Annotated in this window: 16 protein-coding genes; 12 read left to right on the top strand and 4 right to left on the bottom strand. The window is 65.1% G+C overall.

Annotated features, from left to right (window positions below; all coding sequences use genetic code 11):
- The first annotated feature begins 24 nt into the window (after positions 1-24).
- From FJW06_RS22430 to FJW06_RS22455, 6 genes are all read left to right on the top strand, one after another.
- On the top strand, positions 25-1,464 hold the full coding sequence (locus tag FJW06_RS22430; protein WP_140754588.1) for a hypothetical protein: 1,440 nt from the start codon (positions 25-27) through the stop codon (positions 1,462-1,464).
- Positions 1,465-1,620: 156 nt separating this feature from the next.
- Complete coding sequence (locus FJW06_RS22435) at positions 1,621-2,925, top strand: ABC transporter substrate-binding protein (RefSeq protein ID WP_140754590.1); 1,305 nt, start codon at positions 1,621-1,623, stop codon at positions 2,923-2,925.
- A gap of 16 nt (positions 2,926-2,941) precedes the next feature.
- The gene (locus FJW06_RS22440) at positions 2,942-3,823 is read left to right on the top strand and encodes a branched-chain amino acid ABC transporter permease (RefSeq protein ID WP_140754592.1); all 882 of its coding nucleotides are present in this window, start codon (positions 2,942-2,944) and stop codon (positions 3,821-3,823) included.
- A complete protein-coding gene (locus tag FJW06_RS22445) occupies positions 3,820-4,782 on the top strand; it encodes a branched-chain amino acid ABC transporter permease (RefSeq protein ID WP_140754594.1) in 963 nt (320 codons plus the stop codon). The genes FJW06_RS22440 and FJW06_RS22445 overlap by 4 nt, the downstream gene beginning before the upstream one ends.
- Positions 4,779-5,507, top strand: coding sequence for an ABC transporter ATP-binding protein (locus FJW06_RS22450; protein ID WP_140754596.1), 729 nt, complete (start codon positions 4,779-4,781; stop codon positions 5,505-5,507). Before FJW06_RS22445 ends, FJW06_RS22450 begins: the two co-directional genes overlap by 4 nt.
- Positions 5,500-6,213, top strand: coding sequence for an ABC transporter ATP-binding protein (locus FJW06_RS22455; protein ID WP_140754598.1), 714 nt, complete (start codon positions 5,500-5,502; stop codon positions 6,211-6,213). The genes FJW06_RS22450 and FJW06_RS22455 overlap by 8 nt, the downstream gene beginning before the upstream one ends.
- On the opposite strand, the gene FJW06_RS22460 is transcribed toward FJW06_RS22455, so the two are convergent.
- Complete coding sequence (locus tag FJW06_RS22460) at positions 6,210-7,607, bottom strand: sodium:proton antiporter (protein ID WP_246674785.1); 1,398 nt, start codon at positions 7,605-7,607, stop codon at positions 6,210-6,212. The two genes, FJW06_RS22455 and FJW06_RS22460, sit on opposite strands and share 4 nt — an antisense overlap.
- 58 nt (positions 7,608-7,665) lie before the next feature.
- Positions 7,666-8,280: a bifunctional nicotinamidase/pyrazinamidase gene (gene pncA, locus FJW06_RS22465; RefSeq protein WP_140754600.1), complete on the bottom strand. Its 615-nt coding sequence runs from the start codon at positions 8,278-8,280 to the stop codon at positions 7,666-7,668.
- A gap of 333 nt (positions 8,281-8,613) precedes the next feature.
- Here pncA and FJW06_RS22470 point away from each other — a divergent pair, with 333 nt between their 5' ends.
- The 6 genes from FJW06_RS22470 to FJW06_RS22495 are packed head-to-tail and all read left to right on the top strand — an operon-like array spanning position 8,614 to position 15,693.
- Positions 8,614-9,471 (top strand): xanthine dehydrogenase family protein subunit M, encoded by an 858-nt coding sequence (locus FJW06_RS22470; RefSeq protein ID WP_140754602.1) that lies wholly within the window; start codon positions 8,614-8,616, stop codon positions 9,469-9,471.
- Positions 9,468-12,236 (top strand): molybdopterin-dependent oxidoreductase, encoded by a 2,769-nt coding sequence (locus FJW06_RS22475; RefSeq protein WP_140754604.1) that lies wholly within the window; start codon positions 9,468-9,470, stop codon positions 12,234-12,236. Before FJW06_RS22470 ends, FJW06_RS22475 begins: the two co-directional genes overlap by 4 nt.
- On the top strand, positions 12,233-13,777 hold the full coding sequence (locus tag FJW06_RS22480; RefSeq protein WP_140754606.1) for a 6-hydroxynicotinate reductase: 1,545 nt from the start codon (positions 12,233-12,235) through the stop codon (positions 13,775-13,777). Before FJW06_RS22475 ends, FJW06_RS22480 begins: the two co-directional genes overlap by 4 nt.
- Positions 13,774-14,658 carry a UPF0280 family protein gene (locus FJW06_RS22485; protein WP_140754608.1) on the top strand — a complete coding sequence of 295 codons (885 nt, stop codon included), beginning with the start codon at positions 13,774-13,776 and terminating at the stop codon, positions 14,656-14,658. Before FJW06_RS22480 ends, FJW06_RS22485 begins: the two co-directional genes overlap by 4 nt.
- The gene (locus tag FJW06_RS22490) at positions 14,651-15,235 is read left to right on the top strand and encodes an amino acid synthesis family protein (protein ID WP_140754610.1); all 585 of its coding nucleotides are present in this window, start codon (positions 14,651-14,653) and stop codon (positions 15,233-15,235) included. The genes FJW06_RS22485 and FJW06_RS22490 overlap by 8 nt, the downstream gene beginning before the upstream one ends.
- Positions 15,232-15,693, top strand: a complete 462-nt coding sequence (locus FJW06_RS22495; protein ID WP_140754612.1) for a MarR family transcriptional regulator — start codon at positions 15,232-15,234, stop codon at positions 15,691-15,693. Before FJW06_RS22490 ends, FJW06_RS22495 begins: the two co-directional genes overlap by 4 nt.
- A 60-nt stretch (positions 15,694-15,753) precedes the next feature.
- Here the strand turns inward: FJW06_RS22495 and FJW06_RS22500 are convergent, their stop codons facing one another.
- The gene (locus FJW06_RS22500) at positions 15,754-16,857 is read right to left on the bottom strand and encodes a phosphatase PAP2 family protein (protein WP_140754614.1); all 1,104 of its coding nucleotides are present in this window, start codon (positions 16,855-16,857) and stop codon (positions 15,754-15,756) included.
- 106 nt (positions 16,858-16,963) lie between these two features.
- A complete protein-coding gene (locus tag FJW06_RS22505; protein ID WP_140754616.1) occupies positions 16,964-18,679 on the bottom strand; it encodes a hydantoinase B/oxoprolinase family protein in 1,716 nt (571 codons plus the stop codon).
- Position 18,680: the final 1 nt, after the last annotated feature.

Here is an 18,680-nt window from a genome sequence, read left to right on the forward strand (position 1 = left end):
CCAATCTCCCCCCAAGAGGGGGAGATGCCCGGCAGGGCAGAGGGGGGCGCCGTAGAGTGCCAGCCTTGGAGGCTGGCCATTCTTGCATTTACCCTCGCAGCTCTCCCCACCCCCGCCTCCGCCCACGCCTCCGACCGCGGCCACGTGCTGCTTCTCCCGACCGGCTACTACATCGCCGGCGGCGCTTTTGCCGTGGCCGTCAGCTTCCTCGTCCTGGCGCTGCTACCGCCTGCCGCCCTCGACCGTTTCTGGCGTCGGCGCCTGCCCCTGTTCACCTTCAGCGACGCTTCACGCACCATTATCAGTTTCATTTCCTTTGCCGGCTTCGCGCTTCTCGTCGCCGCTGGCCTCGTCGGCAGCCGCGACCCGCTCTCCAATCCACTGCCTCTGGTGATCTGGACCCTCCTTTGGGCCGGCTTCACCCTACTGCAGGGTGTCTTCGGCGACCCGTGGTCGTGGCTCAACCCATGGTACGGCCCGTACCGAGTTGCGACCAGGATCTTTGGCCTCCAAAGCCACGAGACAAAGCCATCACGCCTGCCGCCATGGCTCGGCTACTGGCCGGCCTTCGGCCTGTTCTTCGCCTTCGCCTGGTTCGAGCTGATCGATCCGGCGCCCGACGATCCGGCCCGGCTTGCCTTTGCCGCCGGCATCTACTGGCTGGCGAGCTTTGTCGCGATGCTTCTCTTCGGCCACGACGCCTGGAGCAAGCGCGGCGAATTCCTCACGGTCTTCTTTTCCATGGTCGCCCGCTTCGCGCCACTTGAGCGACGGGATGGCCGGCTGTCGCTCTGCTGGCCCGGCGCCAAGCTGCTCGCCGCTGAGCCACTGCCGCCGAGCGGCGCGGCTTTCCTCCTGCTGGCGCTGTCGTCGGTGTCCTTCGACGGCCTGTCGAAAACCTTCTTCTGGCTCGGCCTGTTCGGCGTCAACCCGCTGGAATATCCCGGCCGCACCGCGCTGATCGGCATCGGCAGCTTCGGCCTCGTGCTCACCTTCGTCCTGCTGGCGGCGGTGTTCGCGTTGGCCGTCTTTCTCGGCCAACGGCTTGCCAGCGCTGCGCCGTCGTTCGGAAAAGCCACCGGCCTGCTGGTCTGGTCGATCGTGCCGATTGCGCTTGCCTATCATGTCGCGCATTACCTCACCGTGCTCCTGGTCGACGGCCAGTACGCGCTGGTCGCGCTCTCCGACCCTTTCGGGCTCGGCTGGAATCTGTTCGGCACCGCCAATAGCATGGTCGAGGCCGGCGTCGTCGCCGGCGCAGAGTCGGCCTGGTGGCTGTGGAACATCCAGGCCGGCGTCATCATCGCCGGCCATGTGCTGGCGGTGCTGGTCGCGCACGGCCTTGCCTGGCGTCTTCATCCTCAGCCTTCGCGTGCGGCGCTCAGCCAGCTTCCGCTCACATTTCTGATGATCGCCTACACGATCTTCGGCCTCTGGCTGCTTGCCACGCCGACCGCCGGATGAGACAAGGGCGCGCCTCCGATGCCGTTGGGTAAAGCTCGCTTGCCAGGCCAGGGCTTTGGTGATTTAGTTTGTACACATGCAATTTTTCCATCCTTCGCAAGAGGATGGTCTAGCCGCCTTATCGCTGGTCAAAACTGAAAAAACAGGGGAATCGACATGGCTGACAAGAACGGATTTTTCGACCTCTCCAAGACGACGCTGTCGCGCCGCACCGCGCTGAAAGGCATCGCCGCGGGCGCGGGCCTTGCGCTGGCCCCCGGCTTCGTGCGCTACAGCCAGGCGCAGAGCTCGGCGCCGATCAGAATAGGCTTCCAGTCGCACCGCACCGGCATCGGCGCCGCCTATGGCCGCTGGTACGAGAAGACGAGCGCGGCCGCCGTCAAGGCGATCAATGACGCCGGCGGCATCGGCGGCCGCAAGGTCGAACTGGTGATCGAGGATGACGGCACCGATCCGGCGCGCGGCGCCGAGGTGGTCAACAAATTCGCCAAGCAGCACAAGACCGACATCGTCTTCGGCACGCTGTTTTCGCATGTCGTGATCGGTTCGGCGCCGGCCGCCGGCGAGAACAAGATCCCCTATTTCGTGGTCAGCGAAGGCCATCACGTCGCCTCCACCAAGCTCAACCGCTACGTCTTCCAGCCCGGCATCACCGATGTGAAGAGCCAGATCCAGTCGATGGCGCCGTGGATCGCGGCCAACGCCGGCAAGAAGGTGACGCAGATATTCCCCGACTTCGCCTTCGGCTACGACCATCGCGACTACCTGCCGCCGGCGCTGAAGGCGCAAGGTGGTGAGGTGATTGCCCAGATCGCCATCCCGCCGACGGAGTCGTCCTTCACGAAATACTTCCCGCAGATCCCGGCCGAGACCGAGGTGATCTACCATGTCATGGTCGGCCCTGCGGTGCTCACCTTCGTCAAGGAGCTCGGCGAGTTCTACGGCTCGCAACGGCCGCAGCTCTTCGGCTTCATCGATTCGCTCGAGGCCGTCGACATCAACAGCCCCGGCCTCGAATTCCTCGACGGCAGCCATTTCTGGGAAGGCTCGCCGCGCTACGCGCAGCCCGACGACTCCGCTGCGCAAAAAGCCTATCGCGCCGCTGTCGGCATCGATGACAATGGCGCCGCCGTCGGTGATGCCAAGGACGTCTCCACCGCCGCCCACATGTTCGGCTGCTGGGAAACGCTCTATGTCGTCAAGAAGGCGATGGAGGATGCCGGCTACAAGGGACCCGAGGACCGCGCCAAGCTGGTCGAGGCCACCGAAGCGTTGAAGGAGTTCGCCGAAGGGCCGGAGCATCCGCAGGGTCCGAAAACCTTCAACGGCAAGATCCACCAGTGCTTCGGCATCCAGAACATCTCCAAGGTCGAAGGCGGCAAGCTCAAGGTCGTCCACAAGACCAAGATCGAGGACGGCCTCTACGAGCCGGAAGGGGATTACACGACGCAGGCGCTGTGAGCTCGTCTCAGAGCTGATGCGCTTCGGACCCCACCTCCTCCTCGCCGCTCTCGAAGGCCTCGTCACTTCCGCGGTGCTGGCGCTGACGGCGCTTGGGCTGTCGCTGGTGTTCGGCGTCATGCGCGTCGTCAATGTCGCGCATGGCGAGTTCTTCATGCTGGGCGCGGTGCTCGCCTGGGCGGTCTCGACGGCGATCTCCGGTCACCCGGCGATCGGCTTTGTGGCAGCACTTGTGATCGCGCCTTTGCTCGTCGGGCTAGTGGCGCTTCTCGCCGAGCGCCTGGTGTTGCGCCGGCTGAACTACAATCCGGAAGGCACCATCGTCGCCACCATCGGCATGCTCTACATCATCCAGCAGCTGGCGCTGACCTTCTACGGCCCCGAGGCGCGCCCCGTGGAGCCGCCCTTCAGCTACCGCATCCTTTTGCCGTGGTTCGGCTATTCCGGCTACAAGCTGGCGGTGGTCGCCGCTTCCGCCATTTTGCTGGTGATCACCTGGCTGGTGCTGACCCGGACGAAGATCGGCCTGATCATGCGTGCCACGCAATATGACCGCGAGACGGCGCAGGCCTTCGGCATCCCGGTCGAGCGGGTCTATGCCGGCGTCTTCGCCGTGGGCGCCATGCTTGCGGCGATCGCCGCGGTGCTGATCGTGCCGATCAGCCAGGCGCATTATCTGATGGGGCAGGACCCACTGCTGCTTTCCTTTATCGTCGTCATCATCGGCGGCCTCGGCTCGTTGCGCGGAACCGTCGTCGCGGCCGTCCTGATCGGCCTCTCCGACGGCATCGTCTCGATGTTCTTCTCGCCGACGCTCGCCAAGATCATCGCCACGCTGATCGTCGCCATGGTGCTGGTGTTCCGGCCGCAAGGCCTGTTCGGGGCGACATCCAGATGAGGGACGCTTCGCCGGCAAGGACCTACGCCCTGCATATCGGCGTCATCGCGCTCTTGTTCGCGCTGAACTTCATCCTGCCGGATTATCACCAGAGCCTCTTCGCCCGCATCATGGCGCTCGCCGTCTTTGCCATGGGCTACAATCTGCTCTTCGGCTATGTCGGCCTGCTCAGCCTCGGCCACGCCATGTTCTTCTCCGCCGGCCTATATGGCGCCGGCCTGACCGTCTATCACCTCGGCTGGGGCGTCCCGGAAGCCTTCGTCGCCGGTATCGCCTGCGGCGCGCTGCTGGCCCTGGTCATCGGCCTGCTGGCGCTGCGCACCTCGGGTGTCGCCTTCATGATCGTCACCATGATGTTCGCCCAGGTCTTCTATCTGCTTATCCTCTATTTCGCGGCCTGGACCGGCGGCGACCAGGGCCTCGTCATCCAGCAGGCATCGCGGGTGGTCTCGATCGGCGCCGCCTCCTTCGACCTGACCGATCCAACCGTTCGCTACGTGGCCGCGCTGGCGCTGTTCTCGGTCGTGCTTCTCATCACACTTGCCGTCGTCCGTTCCCGCTTCGGCCGTGTGCTGGTGGCGATCCGCGAGAACGAGGAACGGACCAGGATGCTGGGCTACGACACGGTCGCCAACAAGCTTGCCGCCGTCGTCGCCTCCGGCGCCATCTGCGCCGCGTCCGGTGCTGCCTATGCCTTGCTGTTCGGCTATGTCGGCTCGAATTTCGCGTCGATCCAGTATTCGATCCTGCCGCTGCTCTGGGTGCTGCTCGGGGGTGCTGCGACCACGCTCGGTCCGCTAGTCGGCACCCTGTTCATGTATTATGTCACCGATATCACCAGCGGCTTCACCTCCGCCTATCTGCTGATCGTCGGCGTGGCGCTCATCCTGCTCGTCCTGTTCGCCCCGAAAGGCATTATGGGCAGCATCCGCGAGCGCTGGCTGGGATGGCTGCCATGATGCCGCTACTCACCACGAAGGGCCTGTCGCGCAACTTCGGCGGCCTGCGCGCCGTCGACGGCGTCGACTTCGCGCTGATGCCGGGCGAGATCCGCGCCGTCATCGGCCCCAACGGCGCCGGCAAGACCACCTTCGTCAGCCTGCTCTCGGGCCGCATCCGTCCATCCTCCGGCGCGGTCGTCTTCGACGGCGCCGATATCACCGCCATGCCGGCTTACAAGCGGGTTCGCCTTGGCGTCGCCTACACGTTCCAGATCACCAGCGTCTTTGCCAACCTCACGGCCTTCGACAATGTCGCGCTGCCGGTGCAGCGCACGCTGACCGACGGCCGCTCCAAGGGGCAGGTGAGGAGCGGCGTGATGGCGGCGCTGGAGCGCACCGGCCTTGCCGACCGCGCCGGCACTTTGTCCGCGCATCTTTCCTACGGCCATCAGCGCCTGCTCGAAGTGGCGATGGGCCTGGCACTGAAGCCGCGCCTGCTCATCCTCGACGAGCCGACGCAAGGCCTGGCCGACAGCGAGATCGACAATTTCATCACTTTGGTGCGTGAGATCGCCAAGGACGCAACCGTGCTTTTGATCGAGCACAACATGCCGGTGGTCATGCAGCTTGCCGACCGCATCACCGTCTTCAATTCGGGAAAGATCCTCGCCGAAGGCACGCCGGATGAGATCCGCGCCAACCGCCAAGTCCAGGACGCCTATCTCGGAGCGACCCATGGCTGATGCGCCGTTGCTCGCCATATCCGGCCTCGATTGCTTCTATGGCGAGGTGCAGGTGCTCTACGGCCTCGATCTCGTCTTGAACAAGGGCGAGGTGCTTTGCCTGTTTGGCCGCAACGGAGCCGGCAAGACGACGACGCTGAAGGCGATCATGGGGCTGGTGCCGACATCGGCCGGCTCGATCAAGCTGGACGGCAAGGAGCTGACCGGCCTCGCCGCGCATGACGTGCCGAAGGCAGGCGTCGCCTATGTGCCGCAGGGCCGGCGATTGTTCGCCGAGATGAGTGTGGCGGAGAACATCGAAATCGGCCTGATGGCGCGCGGCAAGGGCAAGCAGGCGCGTGAAAACGTCCTCGATCTCTTCCCGCTGCTCAGGGAGCGGCTGAAGCAGCGCTCCGGCACGCTCTCCGGCGGCGAGCAGCAGATGCTCGCCATGGCTCGCGCGCTCTGCCTCGAGCCGCAGGTGCTGCTGCTCGACGAGCCGACCGAAGGGCTGATGCCGTCGATGATCGCCAAGATCCGCGAGACGGTGGCGAAGCTGCGCGAGCTGGGTGTCTCGACCATCCTGGTCGAGCAGCGCGTCGACGCCGTGCTGTCGGTGGCGGATCGTGTCTGCTTCATCGAGAACGGCCGCAACCGCGAGACGGTCGATGTCGAGGCGTTGCGGGCGGATCCGTCGGCGGTGCGAAGATATGTGGGTGTCGGTTAGAAAAAAACGAATCCCGCGATCAAAAACGTCGGGATCAGCACCAGGCCCGACCACGCCATGTAGCCGAAGAAGCCCGGCATCTTGAAGCCGCGATGCCTGGCGATGGCAAAGACCATGAAGTTCGGCGCGTTGCCGATATAGGTGTTGGCGCCCATGAACACGGCGCCGGCCGAGATCGCGGCAAGCGTCGAGGCGGTTTCCGTCATCAAGTGGTGCGCATCGCCGCCGGCAAGCTCGAAGAACACCAGATAGGTCGGCGCGTTGTCGAGGAAGGACGACAGCGCCCCGGTCAGCCAGAAATAGGCGAGGTCGTTGGGCCGGCCTTCGGTGGAGCTGACCAGCGCCACCAGCGGCGCCAGCGCGCCGTCATTGCCGGCCCGCAGGATAGCGATGACCGGCACGATGCAGACGAAGATGCCGGCAAAGAGTTTCGCCACTTCGGCGATCGGCCCCCAGGTGAAGCCGTTGGCCTCGCGGTGGCTCTTGTAGGAAACGCGCAGCGACAGGAAGGCCAGCGCCAGGATGACGGCGTCGCGCAGGAGGTTCTGCAGTTCCAGGCTGACGCCGAGGATCGGGACGCTGACGCCAGGTTTCCAACCCGCCGAAAGCAGGATGGCGCCGATCACGCCGGCGAGCAACGGCAGGTTGGCCAGGCCGCGCAGGCGCACTTTCGTGTCCGGCGTCGGGTCCTTGATCTTCGGCATGCCACCCTCACGCCGATGCAGCACGATATCGAGTGCCAGGAAGACGATGAGCACCAGGCCGCCGGTGAACAGCGTCTCTCGCCACAGATTCGCGGTCGTCCAGAAGAAATCGACGCCGCGCAGGAAGCCGACGAACAAGGGCGGATCGCCAAGCGGGGTCAGCGAACCACCGATGTTGGACACCAGGAAGATGAAGAAGATCACGACATGCGCGTTGAACGGCCGGTTGTCGTTGGCGCGCAGCATCGGCCGGATCAAGATCATCGAGGCGCCGGTCGTGCCGATCACCGAAGCGAGCAGCGCGCCGATGAGCAGCAGGCCGGCATTGACGAGCGGCGTGCCGTGGATGTTGCCGGCAAGCAGGATGCCGCCCGAGATGGTGTAGAGCGCGAACAACAGGATGATGAAGGACAGATATTCGGTGAGCAGCGTGTGCAGCACCGCTTCGCCTGCGGTCGGAATGCCGAAGGCGACTGCCAGCGGCAGGACCGCCAGCGCGGCCCAGGTAGCGGCGATCTTACCGTAATGGTGCTCCCAGACGTGCGGAAACAGCAGCGGTCCGGTCGCGATCGACAGCAACAGGCCGGCAAAGGGCAATGCCCACCAGAGCGACATCGCCGCGCCGGGCAGTTCGTGAGTTTCAGCGGCGAGAACCGATTGCGGAAAAGCAAGAACGAGTGCGGCAGCCACGCTCGCCGCCAGCACTTTCGCAAATGTCGTGAAGCCCCCTCGTTGCCTCACCGTGGCGTCAGTCCGCCGAATGATCTTCGAGCGTCACGCCGGCGTCACGCATGCGCTTCAGCATCGCCTCGACCGAGCCGTTAAGGTCGATGCCGCGGCAGGCGTCGAGCCGCACCGTCGCCTTGAACCCCTGCTTAGCCGCATCGAGCGCCGAGAAAGCGACGCAGAAATCGGTGGCAAGCCCAACCAGCGTGATCGCGTCGATGCCGCGTTCCTTCAGATAGCCGCCAAGCCCGGTCGGCGTCGCATGGTCGTTTTCGAAGAAAGCCGAATAGCTGTCGATCGCTGTGCGGAACCCTTTTCGGATCACCAGCTCCGCCTTGGTCCATGCGAGCCCGGAATGGAAATCGGAACCGAGGCTCCCCTGGATGCAATGATCCGGCCACAGCGTCTGCGGACCGTAAGGCATCTCGATCGTCTCGAAGGCCTGCTTGCCCGCATGGCTGGAGGCGAAGCTCGAATGTCCGGCCGGGTGCCAGTCCTGCGTCAGGATCACATGCTCGGTCCGCCGGATCAGGTCGTTGACCAAAGGCACGATCTCGTCGCCGCCGGCGACCGCCAGCGCGCCGCCCGGGCAAAAATCGTTCTGCAGGTCGATGACGATGAGCGCTTCTTCGGCCATGCGGCTTCCTCTCGTTTCGGCCCTCTGGTCCTGCCCCGGGTTCGGCTTGGGGGCTGCAGTCAAAGCCGCTGACGCGACCGGAGAGGGAACCTTGACCAGATGACCGGCGGCGTCAACCTCCGGCCTCGTAACAATCGCATTCAGGTCTTCGCGGCGCCAACTCCGGCCCAACTCCGGCCCAACTCCGGCTTTGACAATTCCGAACGGCCTGATATCATTTGCATACGAATGAATTTGTCCGGTCCGCGCGCGGCAAGAACACCCGAAGCTGGCACTTCGGAGAGCCAGGAGAAGGCTCTTTTTCGGGAAGGCCAATTGTCTGGAAGGCAGAGCGTGATCCGTTACGCGAAACCCACCACGGTCGACGAGGCGCTCGCTTTGCTTGGCGAGGATCGCTGGCGCATTCTCGCCGGCGGCACGGATTTCTATCCGGCGCAGGGCGCGAAGCCGTTCCGCGACAACATCCTCGACATCAACGGTCTCGCCGAACTGCGCGGCATCGCCGAGACAGATGAGCATTGGCGCATCGGTGCGCGCACGACCTGGACCGATATCGTGCGCTACCCATTGCCGGCGCCGTTCGACGTGTTGAAATCGGCAGCACGCGAGGTCGGCTCGGTCCAGATCCAGAACGTCGCGTCAGTTGCCGGCAATCTCTGCAACGCTTCGCCCGCCGCCGACGGGGTTCCAGCTCTTTTGGTCTTCGATGCCGATGTCGAATTGCGCTCGGCCAAAGCCACCCGCCATCTTCCGCTCGGCGAATTCATCCTCGGCAATCGCCGCACGGCGCTGCAGCCGCGCGAGATGGTCACTGCCATTCGCGTGCCGAAGCCTTCCGCCGCCGGCGCCTCGGCTTTCGTCAAGCTCGGCGCCCGGCGCTATCTCGTCATCTCGATCGCCATGGCGGCGGCGCGGCTGGTGGTCGAGAATGGCGTCGTCGCCGAAGCGGCGATAGCCGTCGGCTCCTGCTCGGTGGTCGCATGCCGTCTGGCCGGCGTCGAGGCGGCCCTGCGCGGCCGGCCAGTCACGTCAGCGCTTGCCGATGCCGTGCTGTCGGCGCCGTTCGATGAACTGTCGCCGATCGCCGATGTGCGCGGCAGCGCCGAATACCGGGAGCAAGCGGCGCGCGAGATCGTCGTCCGCGCAATGCGCGCGGCAACCGGGCTCGATCAAGGCAAGGTGGCCGCATGAGCATGGCCCAATCCGGCATGGAACGCGCCGACATTGCCTTCCAGGTCAACGGCGCCGCCGTCCGCGTCTCCGTGCCGCCGGTGCGGCGGTTGTCGCAGGTCTTGCGCGACGAGTTGCGGCTGACCGGCACCAAGGTCGGCTGCGATGCCGGCGATTGCGGCGCCTGTACGGTGCTGGTCGATGGCAATCCGGTCTGTGCCTGCCTGATGCCGGCGGCCTCGGTGTCCGGCGCCGCCGTCACCACCGTCGAGGGCCTTGCCAATGGCAGGCTGTCGGCGCTGCAGGCCTCCTTCCTCGAACATGGCGCCGCGCAGTGCGGCATCTGCACGCCCGGCCTGCTGGTCGCGGCCACCGCGCTTTTGGAGCGCAACCCCACACCCAGCGAGGCCGAGACGCAGGATGCGCTGGGCGGCGTGCTCTGCCGCTGCACGGGCTACAGGAAAATCGTCGCGGCGGTGATGCAAGCCTCGCAGCATACGAACGGCGTCGATCTTCGCCGGCCGGAAGCGGGCCGCGCCGTCGGCGCCTCGCCGATCCGCCTCGACGGCGTGCCGAAGGTCACCGGCGACGAGAAGTTCGGTGGCGATTCCTTTCCGGCCGACGCGCTGGCGGTGCTCGTGGTGCGTTCGCCGCACTATCATGCCCGCTTCGACTTCGGCGACCTCGACGCTTGGGCAAAAGCGCGTCCTGGTATCGCCGGCGTTTTCACCGCCAGGGACATTCCGGGCAAGAACTGCTTCGGTGTCATCGGCCCCTTTGCCGACCAGCCGGCTTTGGCCGAAGGCTTTGTCCGCTTGCGCGGCGAGGCTGTGGCGCTGGTGGCGGGAGAGCGCGAGGCGATCCTGGATCTCGACCTGACGGATTTTCCGATCATCTGGGCCGAACTGCCGCACATGCTGCAGCCGCGCGAGGCGAAGGCCGAAGGTGCCGCGCTGATCCACAGCCACCGTCCGGCCAACCTGCTCACCTCCGGCTATGTCGAGCGTGGTGATCCCGACAGCGCGCTCGCGGGCGCGACGGTCACGGCCTCCGGCGCAATCGAGACCTCCTTCGTCGAGCACGCCTATATCGAGCCGGAAGCCGGCTACGCTTACATGGATGGCGACACGCTGGTCGTCGTCGCTTGCACCCAGGCGCCCTACATGGACCGCGACGAGACGGCCAAGGTGCTCGGCCTCGCCGTCGACAGGGTGCGCATCGTGCCGACCGCCACCGGCGGCGGCTTCGGCTCCAAGCTCGATGTCTCGCTGCAGCCGCTCATCGGCCTTGTGGCGATGAAGACGGGCCGGCCGGCCGCGCTCGCCTACACCCGCAATGAATCGATGATGTCGACCACCAAGCGCCATCCGGCCGAGATGAGGGCGACCATCGGCGCCGATGCCGAAGGCTACGTCACCGGCATGGTCTTCGAGGGCGATTTCAACACCGGCGCCTATGCCAGTTGGGGGCCGACGGTGGCCAATCGCGTGCCTGTGCATGCCTCCGGTCCCTATCTTACGCCGAACTATCGCGCGACCGGCTATGCCATCCACACCAACGGCCCGATCGCCGGCGCCTTCCGCGGTTTCGGCGTGCCGCAGGCCACCATCATGCAGGAGACGCTCTATGACGAGCTCGCCGGCCGGCTCGGTATCGACCGGCTCGATTTCCGCCTGAAAAACTGCCTGCGCGACGGCTGCGAGACGGTCACCGGCCAGCGGCTGGAGTCGGGCGTCGGCATCGGCGAATGCCTGGAGCAGCTTCGGCCGCATTGGGTGCGTGCTCTGACGGATGCGGAGGCGTTCAATGCGGTCCACACTGGGAGCAAGCGCGGCGTCGGCATCGCCTCCTGCTGGTATGGCTGCGGCAACACTTCGTTGCCCAATCCCTCGACCATCAAGGTCGGCATCTCGGCCTCAGGCGAGGTGATCCTGCATCAGGGCGCGGTCGACATCGGCCAGGGGTCCAACACGGTCATTCCCCAGATTTGCGCCGACGCGCTCGGCCTGCCACTGGATAAGTTCAAGCTGAAGAGCGCCGACACCGCCATCACGCCAGACGCCGGCAAGACATCCGCCTCGCGCCAGACTTTTGTCACGGGCAAGGCGGCGGAGAAAGCAGGCCGCGCCTTGCGCGAAAAGATCCTGCGCTTCGCCAATGTCTCGGAGCAGGCGACGATCGCGCTGGACGGCGCCAGCATCTCCATCCGCGAAGGAGATGCCGCGCGACGCATCGATCTTGTGGCGCTGAAGGCCGATACAGACGGCCTCGTCTTTGTCTCGGAAGAGACCTACGACCCGCCGACGCTGCCGCTCGACGCCAAGGGCCAGGGCAAGCCCTATGCCGTCTACGGCTATGGCGCGCAGATCGCCGAGCTTGAGGTCGATCTCAAGCTCGGCACCGTGAAGCTCATCAAGATCACCGCCGCGCATGACGTCGGCAAGGCGATCAACCCGGTGCTGGTCGAGGGCCAGATCGAGGGCGGCATCGCGCAAGGCATCGGCATGGCGCTGATGGAGGAATACATCCCCGGCCGCACCGAGAACCTGCACGATTATCTCATCCCGACCATCGGCGACGTGCCCCCCGTAGAGCACATACTGGTCGAGGTTCCGGATCCCGAGGGGCCGTTTGGCGCCAAGGGCTTGGGCGAGCATGTGCTGATCCCGACCGCGCCGGCGATCCTCAACGCCATCCGCCACGCCACGGGTGTCCTGGTCACCAAGGTGCCGGCGACGCCGAGCCGCATCCTGGCGGCGATCCGCGAGAAGGAGGCGCGCCGATGAGCGAGCTTGCCGAACGTTTTGAAACCCATGATCCCGGCGAGAAGCAGGTGGCTGAGAAGATCCGCTGCGATGCCTGTCCGGTCATGTGCTACATCGCCGAAGGCCGCACCGGCGCCTGCGACCGCTACGGCAATATCGGCGGCCGCATTGTGCGCATGGACCCGCTGACCATCCTCGACCACGCGGCCGAGACCGGCGGCGCCGTCGTGCCGTTCGTCGCCGAGGGCGAAGCCTGGAACGGCGAGCTGGTCAACACCGGCCGCCGCTTCGTCACCGCGATTGGCGCCGGCACCACCTATCCGGACTATAAGCCGGCGCCCTTCATCGTCAGCCAGGAAGTCGAAGGCGTCGACCTCGTCACCGTCGTCACCGAAGGCATTTTTTCGTACTGCGGCGTCAAGGTGAAGATCGACACTGACCGCCATATCGGCGACGAGACGGCAACGGTGCGTTCCGAAGGCGAGGCGATCGGCCATGTCACGACAGGCGAATACGGCTCGCAGATGCTGTCGCTCGGCGGCGTGCATCACCTGACCGGCGGCTCGAAGGCGGAAGGGCGCGCCACTTGCGACGCGCTGCTCGATCTCTGCAACAGGAAGCCGGTCGAGCTCACCATCGATGGCGGCGCGACTGTCATCGTCGAAGCCGGCAAGGCGCCGGTCATCGACGGCAAGGTCGAGCACCGCATGCGGGTCGGCTGCGGCTCGGCCACCATCGGCATGTTCGCCACGCAGTGGCGCGGCCTCGTCGACGAGGTGGTGGTGGTCGACGACCACATCACCGGCGTCGTCTCCGAGCATCAGGCCGGCAAGGTGCTGGGCTGGGAGGATACGGGGATAAAAATCATCGGCCGCCGCTCGACGCCCGGCCGCTATTTCAAGGTCTCGGAGCCCGGCCTCGGTTGGGGCGGCACGACGATCTCCGATCCGCTGTCGATCCTCGGCGACTGGAACGCCAAGAAGGGCGCGCGTCCTGGCCTGTCGCTGCTGATGGTGTCGACCACCGGCGAGCAGTTCGCCTATTACGAGCTCGATGAGCAGTTGAAGCCTGTCCAAAAGCCGTTCCCCGAGCGGCTGCAAAAGTCCGTCGGCCTGATCGAGGACAATTGCGAGCCGGCTTTGTGCACGGTTCTTTTCGTCGGCGGCGCTGGTGGCTCGCTGCGCGCCGGCGTCACCGAAAACCCCGTCAATCTCACCCGCTCGGTTCAGGGCCTGAAAACCTATGTGACGGTGGGCGGCGCGCCGGTCTATGTCTGGCCGGGCGGCGGCATCACGCTGATGGTCGACGTCACCCGCGTGCCGGAAGGCGCCTTCGGCTATGTGCCGACTCCCGCTTTGGTGGCGCCGATCGAGTTCACCATGCGCCGCGACGACTATATCCGGCTCGGCGGTTATGAGAACGAGATCCGCAGCGTCGAGGACATTCTCGCCCGGGGCGGCGAATACCTTAATCCGCGCAGCAATACCGGCGCCCCGGCCGGCAACCCCTGGCCGCCGCTGGCGCAGTTGCGGCGCGCGGCGGCGAGCGAGGCCGGCCGATGAACGGCCCGCAGGCGCATTGGCTTGCCGACGGCCGACGGCTCCATCTCAACCATGGTCCGATCGATCTGATCGTCGAGGCCTTTGGCGAAGCGGAGGAATGCCGCGCCGCTTACGAACAGGCGGTTGCTCGCTTTCAGACGATCCTGATCGAGGTGGTCGAGGAACTGCCCGAATTGCGCTTACCGGCCTTCTTCCTGGCCCCGCGCGACTTCGCCAGCCCGACCGCGCGCCGCATGGAAGCCGCCGTCGTGCCGTTGGCGGAATGCTTCATCACGCCGATGGCCGCCGTTGCCGGTTCGATAGCCGACGAAACTCTCGGCGCCATGCTCGCCGGACGGCGGCTCGACCGCGCCTATGTCAACAACGGCGGCGACTGCGCTCTCCATCTTGGCAGCGGCCGGTCAATGACGGTGGCGATCGCCGGCACCGGGAATGGCATGGCCGACCGCGTCGCCATCCGCTCTGACGATGGCGTGCGCGGCGTCGCCACCAGCGGCTGGCGCGGCCGGTCGTTTTCGCTGGGCATTGCCGACGCCGTCACCGTGCTTGCGCGCACCGGCGCCGAGGCCGACGCCGCGGCGACGCTGATTGCCAACGCCGTCGACCTCCCAGGTCACCCGGCCATCATACGCGTTCCGGCTCGCGATCTGGCGCCCGACAGCGATCTGGGTGAGCAACTAGTGACGCAGAGCGTCGGCGCGCTCGCGCCCGGCGAGGTGGCACGGGCGCTGGACAACGGCCTTGCCGTCGCCGAAGATTTTCGCCGGCGCGGCCTGGTCGCCGCCTCGGCGCTGTTTCTGGCGGGCGAGGCCCGCATCAGTGGCTCGGTGACGCTCGCCGCGCCCAACAAGCATGCACAGGAGGAGTTTGCCGATGCCTGAGTTTCCGATCCGCAAGATCGCGGTTCTGACCGAGGAGATTTTCCACGAGGGCGGACCCGCTGCCAAGGAGCCGCGCCTGCGCGCCGCTGCCATGGCGCTTGTGAAAAATCCTTTTGCCGGCCGCTATGTCGAGGATTTGCAGGGCGCGATGGAGGATTTGAAGCCGCTTGGGCTTCTGCTCTCGGACAGGCTGATCGCGGCGCTCGGCGGCGACGTCAAGAAGATCGACGGCTACGGCAAGGGCGCCATCGTCGGCACGGCCGGCGAATTGGAGCATGGCGCGCTCTGGCACGTGCCGGGCGGCTACGCCATGCGCGAGCGTCTCGGCGACGCCAAGGCCATCGTGCCCTCGGCCAAGAAGGTCGGCGCGTTCGGGTCAAAGCTCGACGTGCCGCTCGGCCACATCAACGCCGCCTATGTGCGCAGCCATTTCGACGCCATGGAGGTCGGCATCAGCGACGGCCCGCGTCCCGACGAGATCCTGTTCTGCCTTGCCATGACCTGCGGTCCGCGCGTCCACAACCGCATGGGCGGCTTGGCGGCTGAGGACATCAAGGCATGGGATGGCCTCAGATGAGCGGCGAGGACAATCTGCTGCGGCTGGTCGAGGCCGCGGACGGCGACGAGAACGACTACCATCTGCAGGACCAGGTCGGCTTCATCCTGCGCAAGGCGCATCAGCGCCATGTCTCGATCTTCGCCTCGCATATCGGCGACCTGACGCCACCGCAATTCGCAGCTTTGGCCAAGCTCTACGACATCGGCGAGACCTCCCAGAACCAGTTGGGAACGCTGATCGCCATGGACGCCGCAACCGTGAAGGGCGTCATCGACCGGCTGAGGGCGCGCGGCCTTGTCGAAGTCTCCAAGCACGAGGTCGACAAAAGGCGGCTGCTGGTCAACCTGACGCCGGAAGGCCGCGAGGCGATCGAGCGGTTGATCCCGCTCGCGCGCGCCATCACCGAGGAGACGCTGGCGCCGCTGACCGCCAAGGAGGTCGCGACATTCCTGCGACTGCTGGCAAAAATAGCTTAGAGCTCATCCGAAAGCTGGGAGCCGGTTTTCGGAAAGACCACGCCGCGACAAAAAGTTAGGTCAGGATGCGGTTTCGGCTACCGGCTTTGAGGACCATGCACCCGTCACCCTCTTGCCGTCGCTGATGCTTGCGGTGCGCCGCCAGATCAAGGCCACGATCAGCATCGAAACGTAGCCGTCAGCAGCATAGTGCCAGCCCGTATAGACCGAACCGAACAGGATGACGATCGCGAATGCCCAGCCTGCAATGCCGAGCCAGCGATTGAGCCGCCCAAGGTAAAACGCGTTCAGCGTGGCGACCGCCATATGCATGCTGGGCATGGCGGAAATCCCGGAACCAAGCGCCGGCATGTCGTTCCTATAGGTGGCAAGAAGGTAGCTGGAATAAGATAGCACGTGCTCGTTGGAGGGCCGCTGCTTCAACACGTCCAGAAGCTCAGCATAGCGATCGCCGCCCACCAATTCGTTGTAAAAGATCGGGCCGACGGAGGAAAACAACGTCGCCATGACCGTTCCGACCACCATAAACACAAGGGCCATCGCGGCGAGATATCGCAGGTGCACCGGCTGGTTGGCGAGTAGCGCTGCAAAAAACACCAAGCCGAACCATTCGAGAAACCAGAGTCTGGCATAGGTCATCGCTACGATCGTCGCCAGAAGGTCGGAGTCGAATGCGTGAGCGATGCGCCATGGCGCCTGGCCGTGTAGCAGTTCGCCGAAATCGGCCAGGGCTTTGTCACAGTAAAAGGGGACGACGTCGGGTATGTTCACCTTGTAGGTCGTGAACGCGGAGAGCATCAGCATGAACATGATCACGACAATCGCCGCCCGCAGCCCATTGGTGCGGATCGACATTGCGATGAATGTGACCGGAGCCTTCGGCGACAGGGCAATCGCCATTGGGATCGCCACTGCCAGAAAGCTGAGCGGTCCAAAGACGAAAAGCCGAAGCAAGTACATCTCTGTCATCGCGGAATATGCCGACGGCCAGATCAGCGCCGCCACGGTAATATAGACCAGGCACAGCCCGAACAGCTTTTGCGGAACATTGCCCAATTCGGGGGAACGCACGAGCCGACCAAGTTGCCATCGCGCACGGTCTGGCGAACTTGCATTCTCAAGTAAATCGCCGGATAGCTCCACAATCGCCCCCCGAAACGTCATCGAGGGTTTCTATCTATAATTGTCGACTTAATATCTCCTTATCCGATTGGTTCATGTCTGAAGTCCCAAACGGGTAGTTATTTTAGCCACATATAATGTATTGATACTACAGCCGAGGAGCGGCCGGCGGCGAAGAAACAACTATGCCGAACATCTCCCTGGCCTGCTCGGCCGTATAGTACCCAAGTCTGATATCTTCGGCGACCAGCTTCGGGTCGCGCTCGCGCGGGTCGCCATAGCCGCCGCCACCCGGTGTGCCGACCCGCACGCGGTCGCCGGCTTTCAGCGCGATGTCCTGTTCCTTGGAAAGATGCGGCGGCACATGCGCTTCGCCGTTCCGGAACACGGTCACGCTGTTCGGCGCGCCGTCCTTTCCGCCGAGCGCGCCCTGCGGGCCGAAGCGGCCGTGGTCCATGACGAAGGAAGCACGGGCCTCGCCGCGCAGGATTTCAACCTCATAGGCAAGCCCGAAGCCGCCGCGATGTTTTCCCGCGCCGCCGGAGCCTTCGCGCAGCGCGTAGTGCCGGTAGAGCACCGGAAACGCCTGCTCCATGATCTCGACCGGCGGCGATTTCGAAATGCCGATGGTCGAGCAGCCATTGCTCAACCCGTCATGGCTGGCATTGCCGCCATAACCACCGCCGGAAATCTGGTACATGACATAGTCGCGCCCGCGCGCCGGATCATTGCCGCCGAGCGCGAAATTCCCGCTGGAACCGGCGGGTGCGGCTGTCACCTTCTCCGGCAATGCCTGCACCATCGCCGCGAATACCGCCTCGGCGATGCGCTGTGAAACCTCCGCCGCGCAGCCCGAAACCGGCCGAGGATATTTCGCGTCCAGGAAGGTTCCTTCCGGCCGCTTGACGGTCAGCGGCTCGAAGGCGCCGGCGCTGATCGGCACCTCGGGGAAAATATGCCGCATGGCGAGATAGACCGACGACAAGGTCGTCGCCAGCACGCTGTTCATCGGGCCTGCACATGGCTTCGACGAGCCGGCGAAATCGAAGGTCAGCGTGTCGCCTTTTTTCTCCACGGCGAGATTGATGGTCAGCGGCTCGTTCACCACGCCGTCGGAATCGACGAAGGCCTGAGAGCGGTAGGTATCGTCGGGTATGACGGCGATCGAGGCGCGCATCTGCTCGGCGGCGCGGTGGCGCAATTCCGCGATCGCCTCGACGACGGTTTCGTCACCGTAACGATCCAGGATTTCGTTCAGCCTGTCCTGGCCAATCAGCAAAGCCGCCGCCTGTGCGCGGATGTCGCCGATACGCTGGTCGGCGACGCGGATGTTCGAGCAGATGATGGCGTAGATCTCGGGATCGAGCACGCCCCTCTTGAACAGTTTGACCGGCGGCAGCCTGAGCCCTTCCTGCTCGACGGCAGTGGCCGAAGCGGAGAAGCCGCCAGGCACCGAGCCGCCGATATCCGGCCAATGCCCGGTGTTGGAAAGCCAGCAAAAGATCTTGCCGCCGCGATAGGCCGGCATGACGAAGCGCACATCCATCAGATGCGTCCCGCCGAGATAGGGATCGTTGACAATGTAGATGTCGCCCGGCTCCGGTGCGAGGCAGCGACCGTCGGCGATCATCTCGATCACCATCCTGGTCGAATATTGCATGACGCCGACGAAGACCGGCAGGCCCTGGCTGCCTTGCGCGATCAGCGAGCCGTCCACGGCCGAATAGATGCCGTCAGAGCGGTCGTTGGCTTCCGCGATGACCGGCGAGAAGGCCGCGCGCGAGAAGGTGAGGTCCATCTCGTCGCAGACCTGCTGCAGGGCAGCCTGCAGCACCGAAAGCGTGATCGTGTCGAGCTTTGCCATC

This window comes from Mesorhizobium sp. B4-1-3 (genome assembly GCF_006439355.1).
GTDB lineage: Bacteria > Pseudomonadota > Alphaproteobacteria > Rhizobiales > Rhizobiaceae > Mesorhizobium.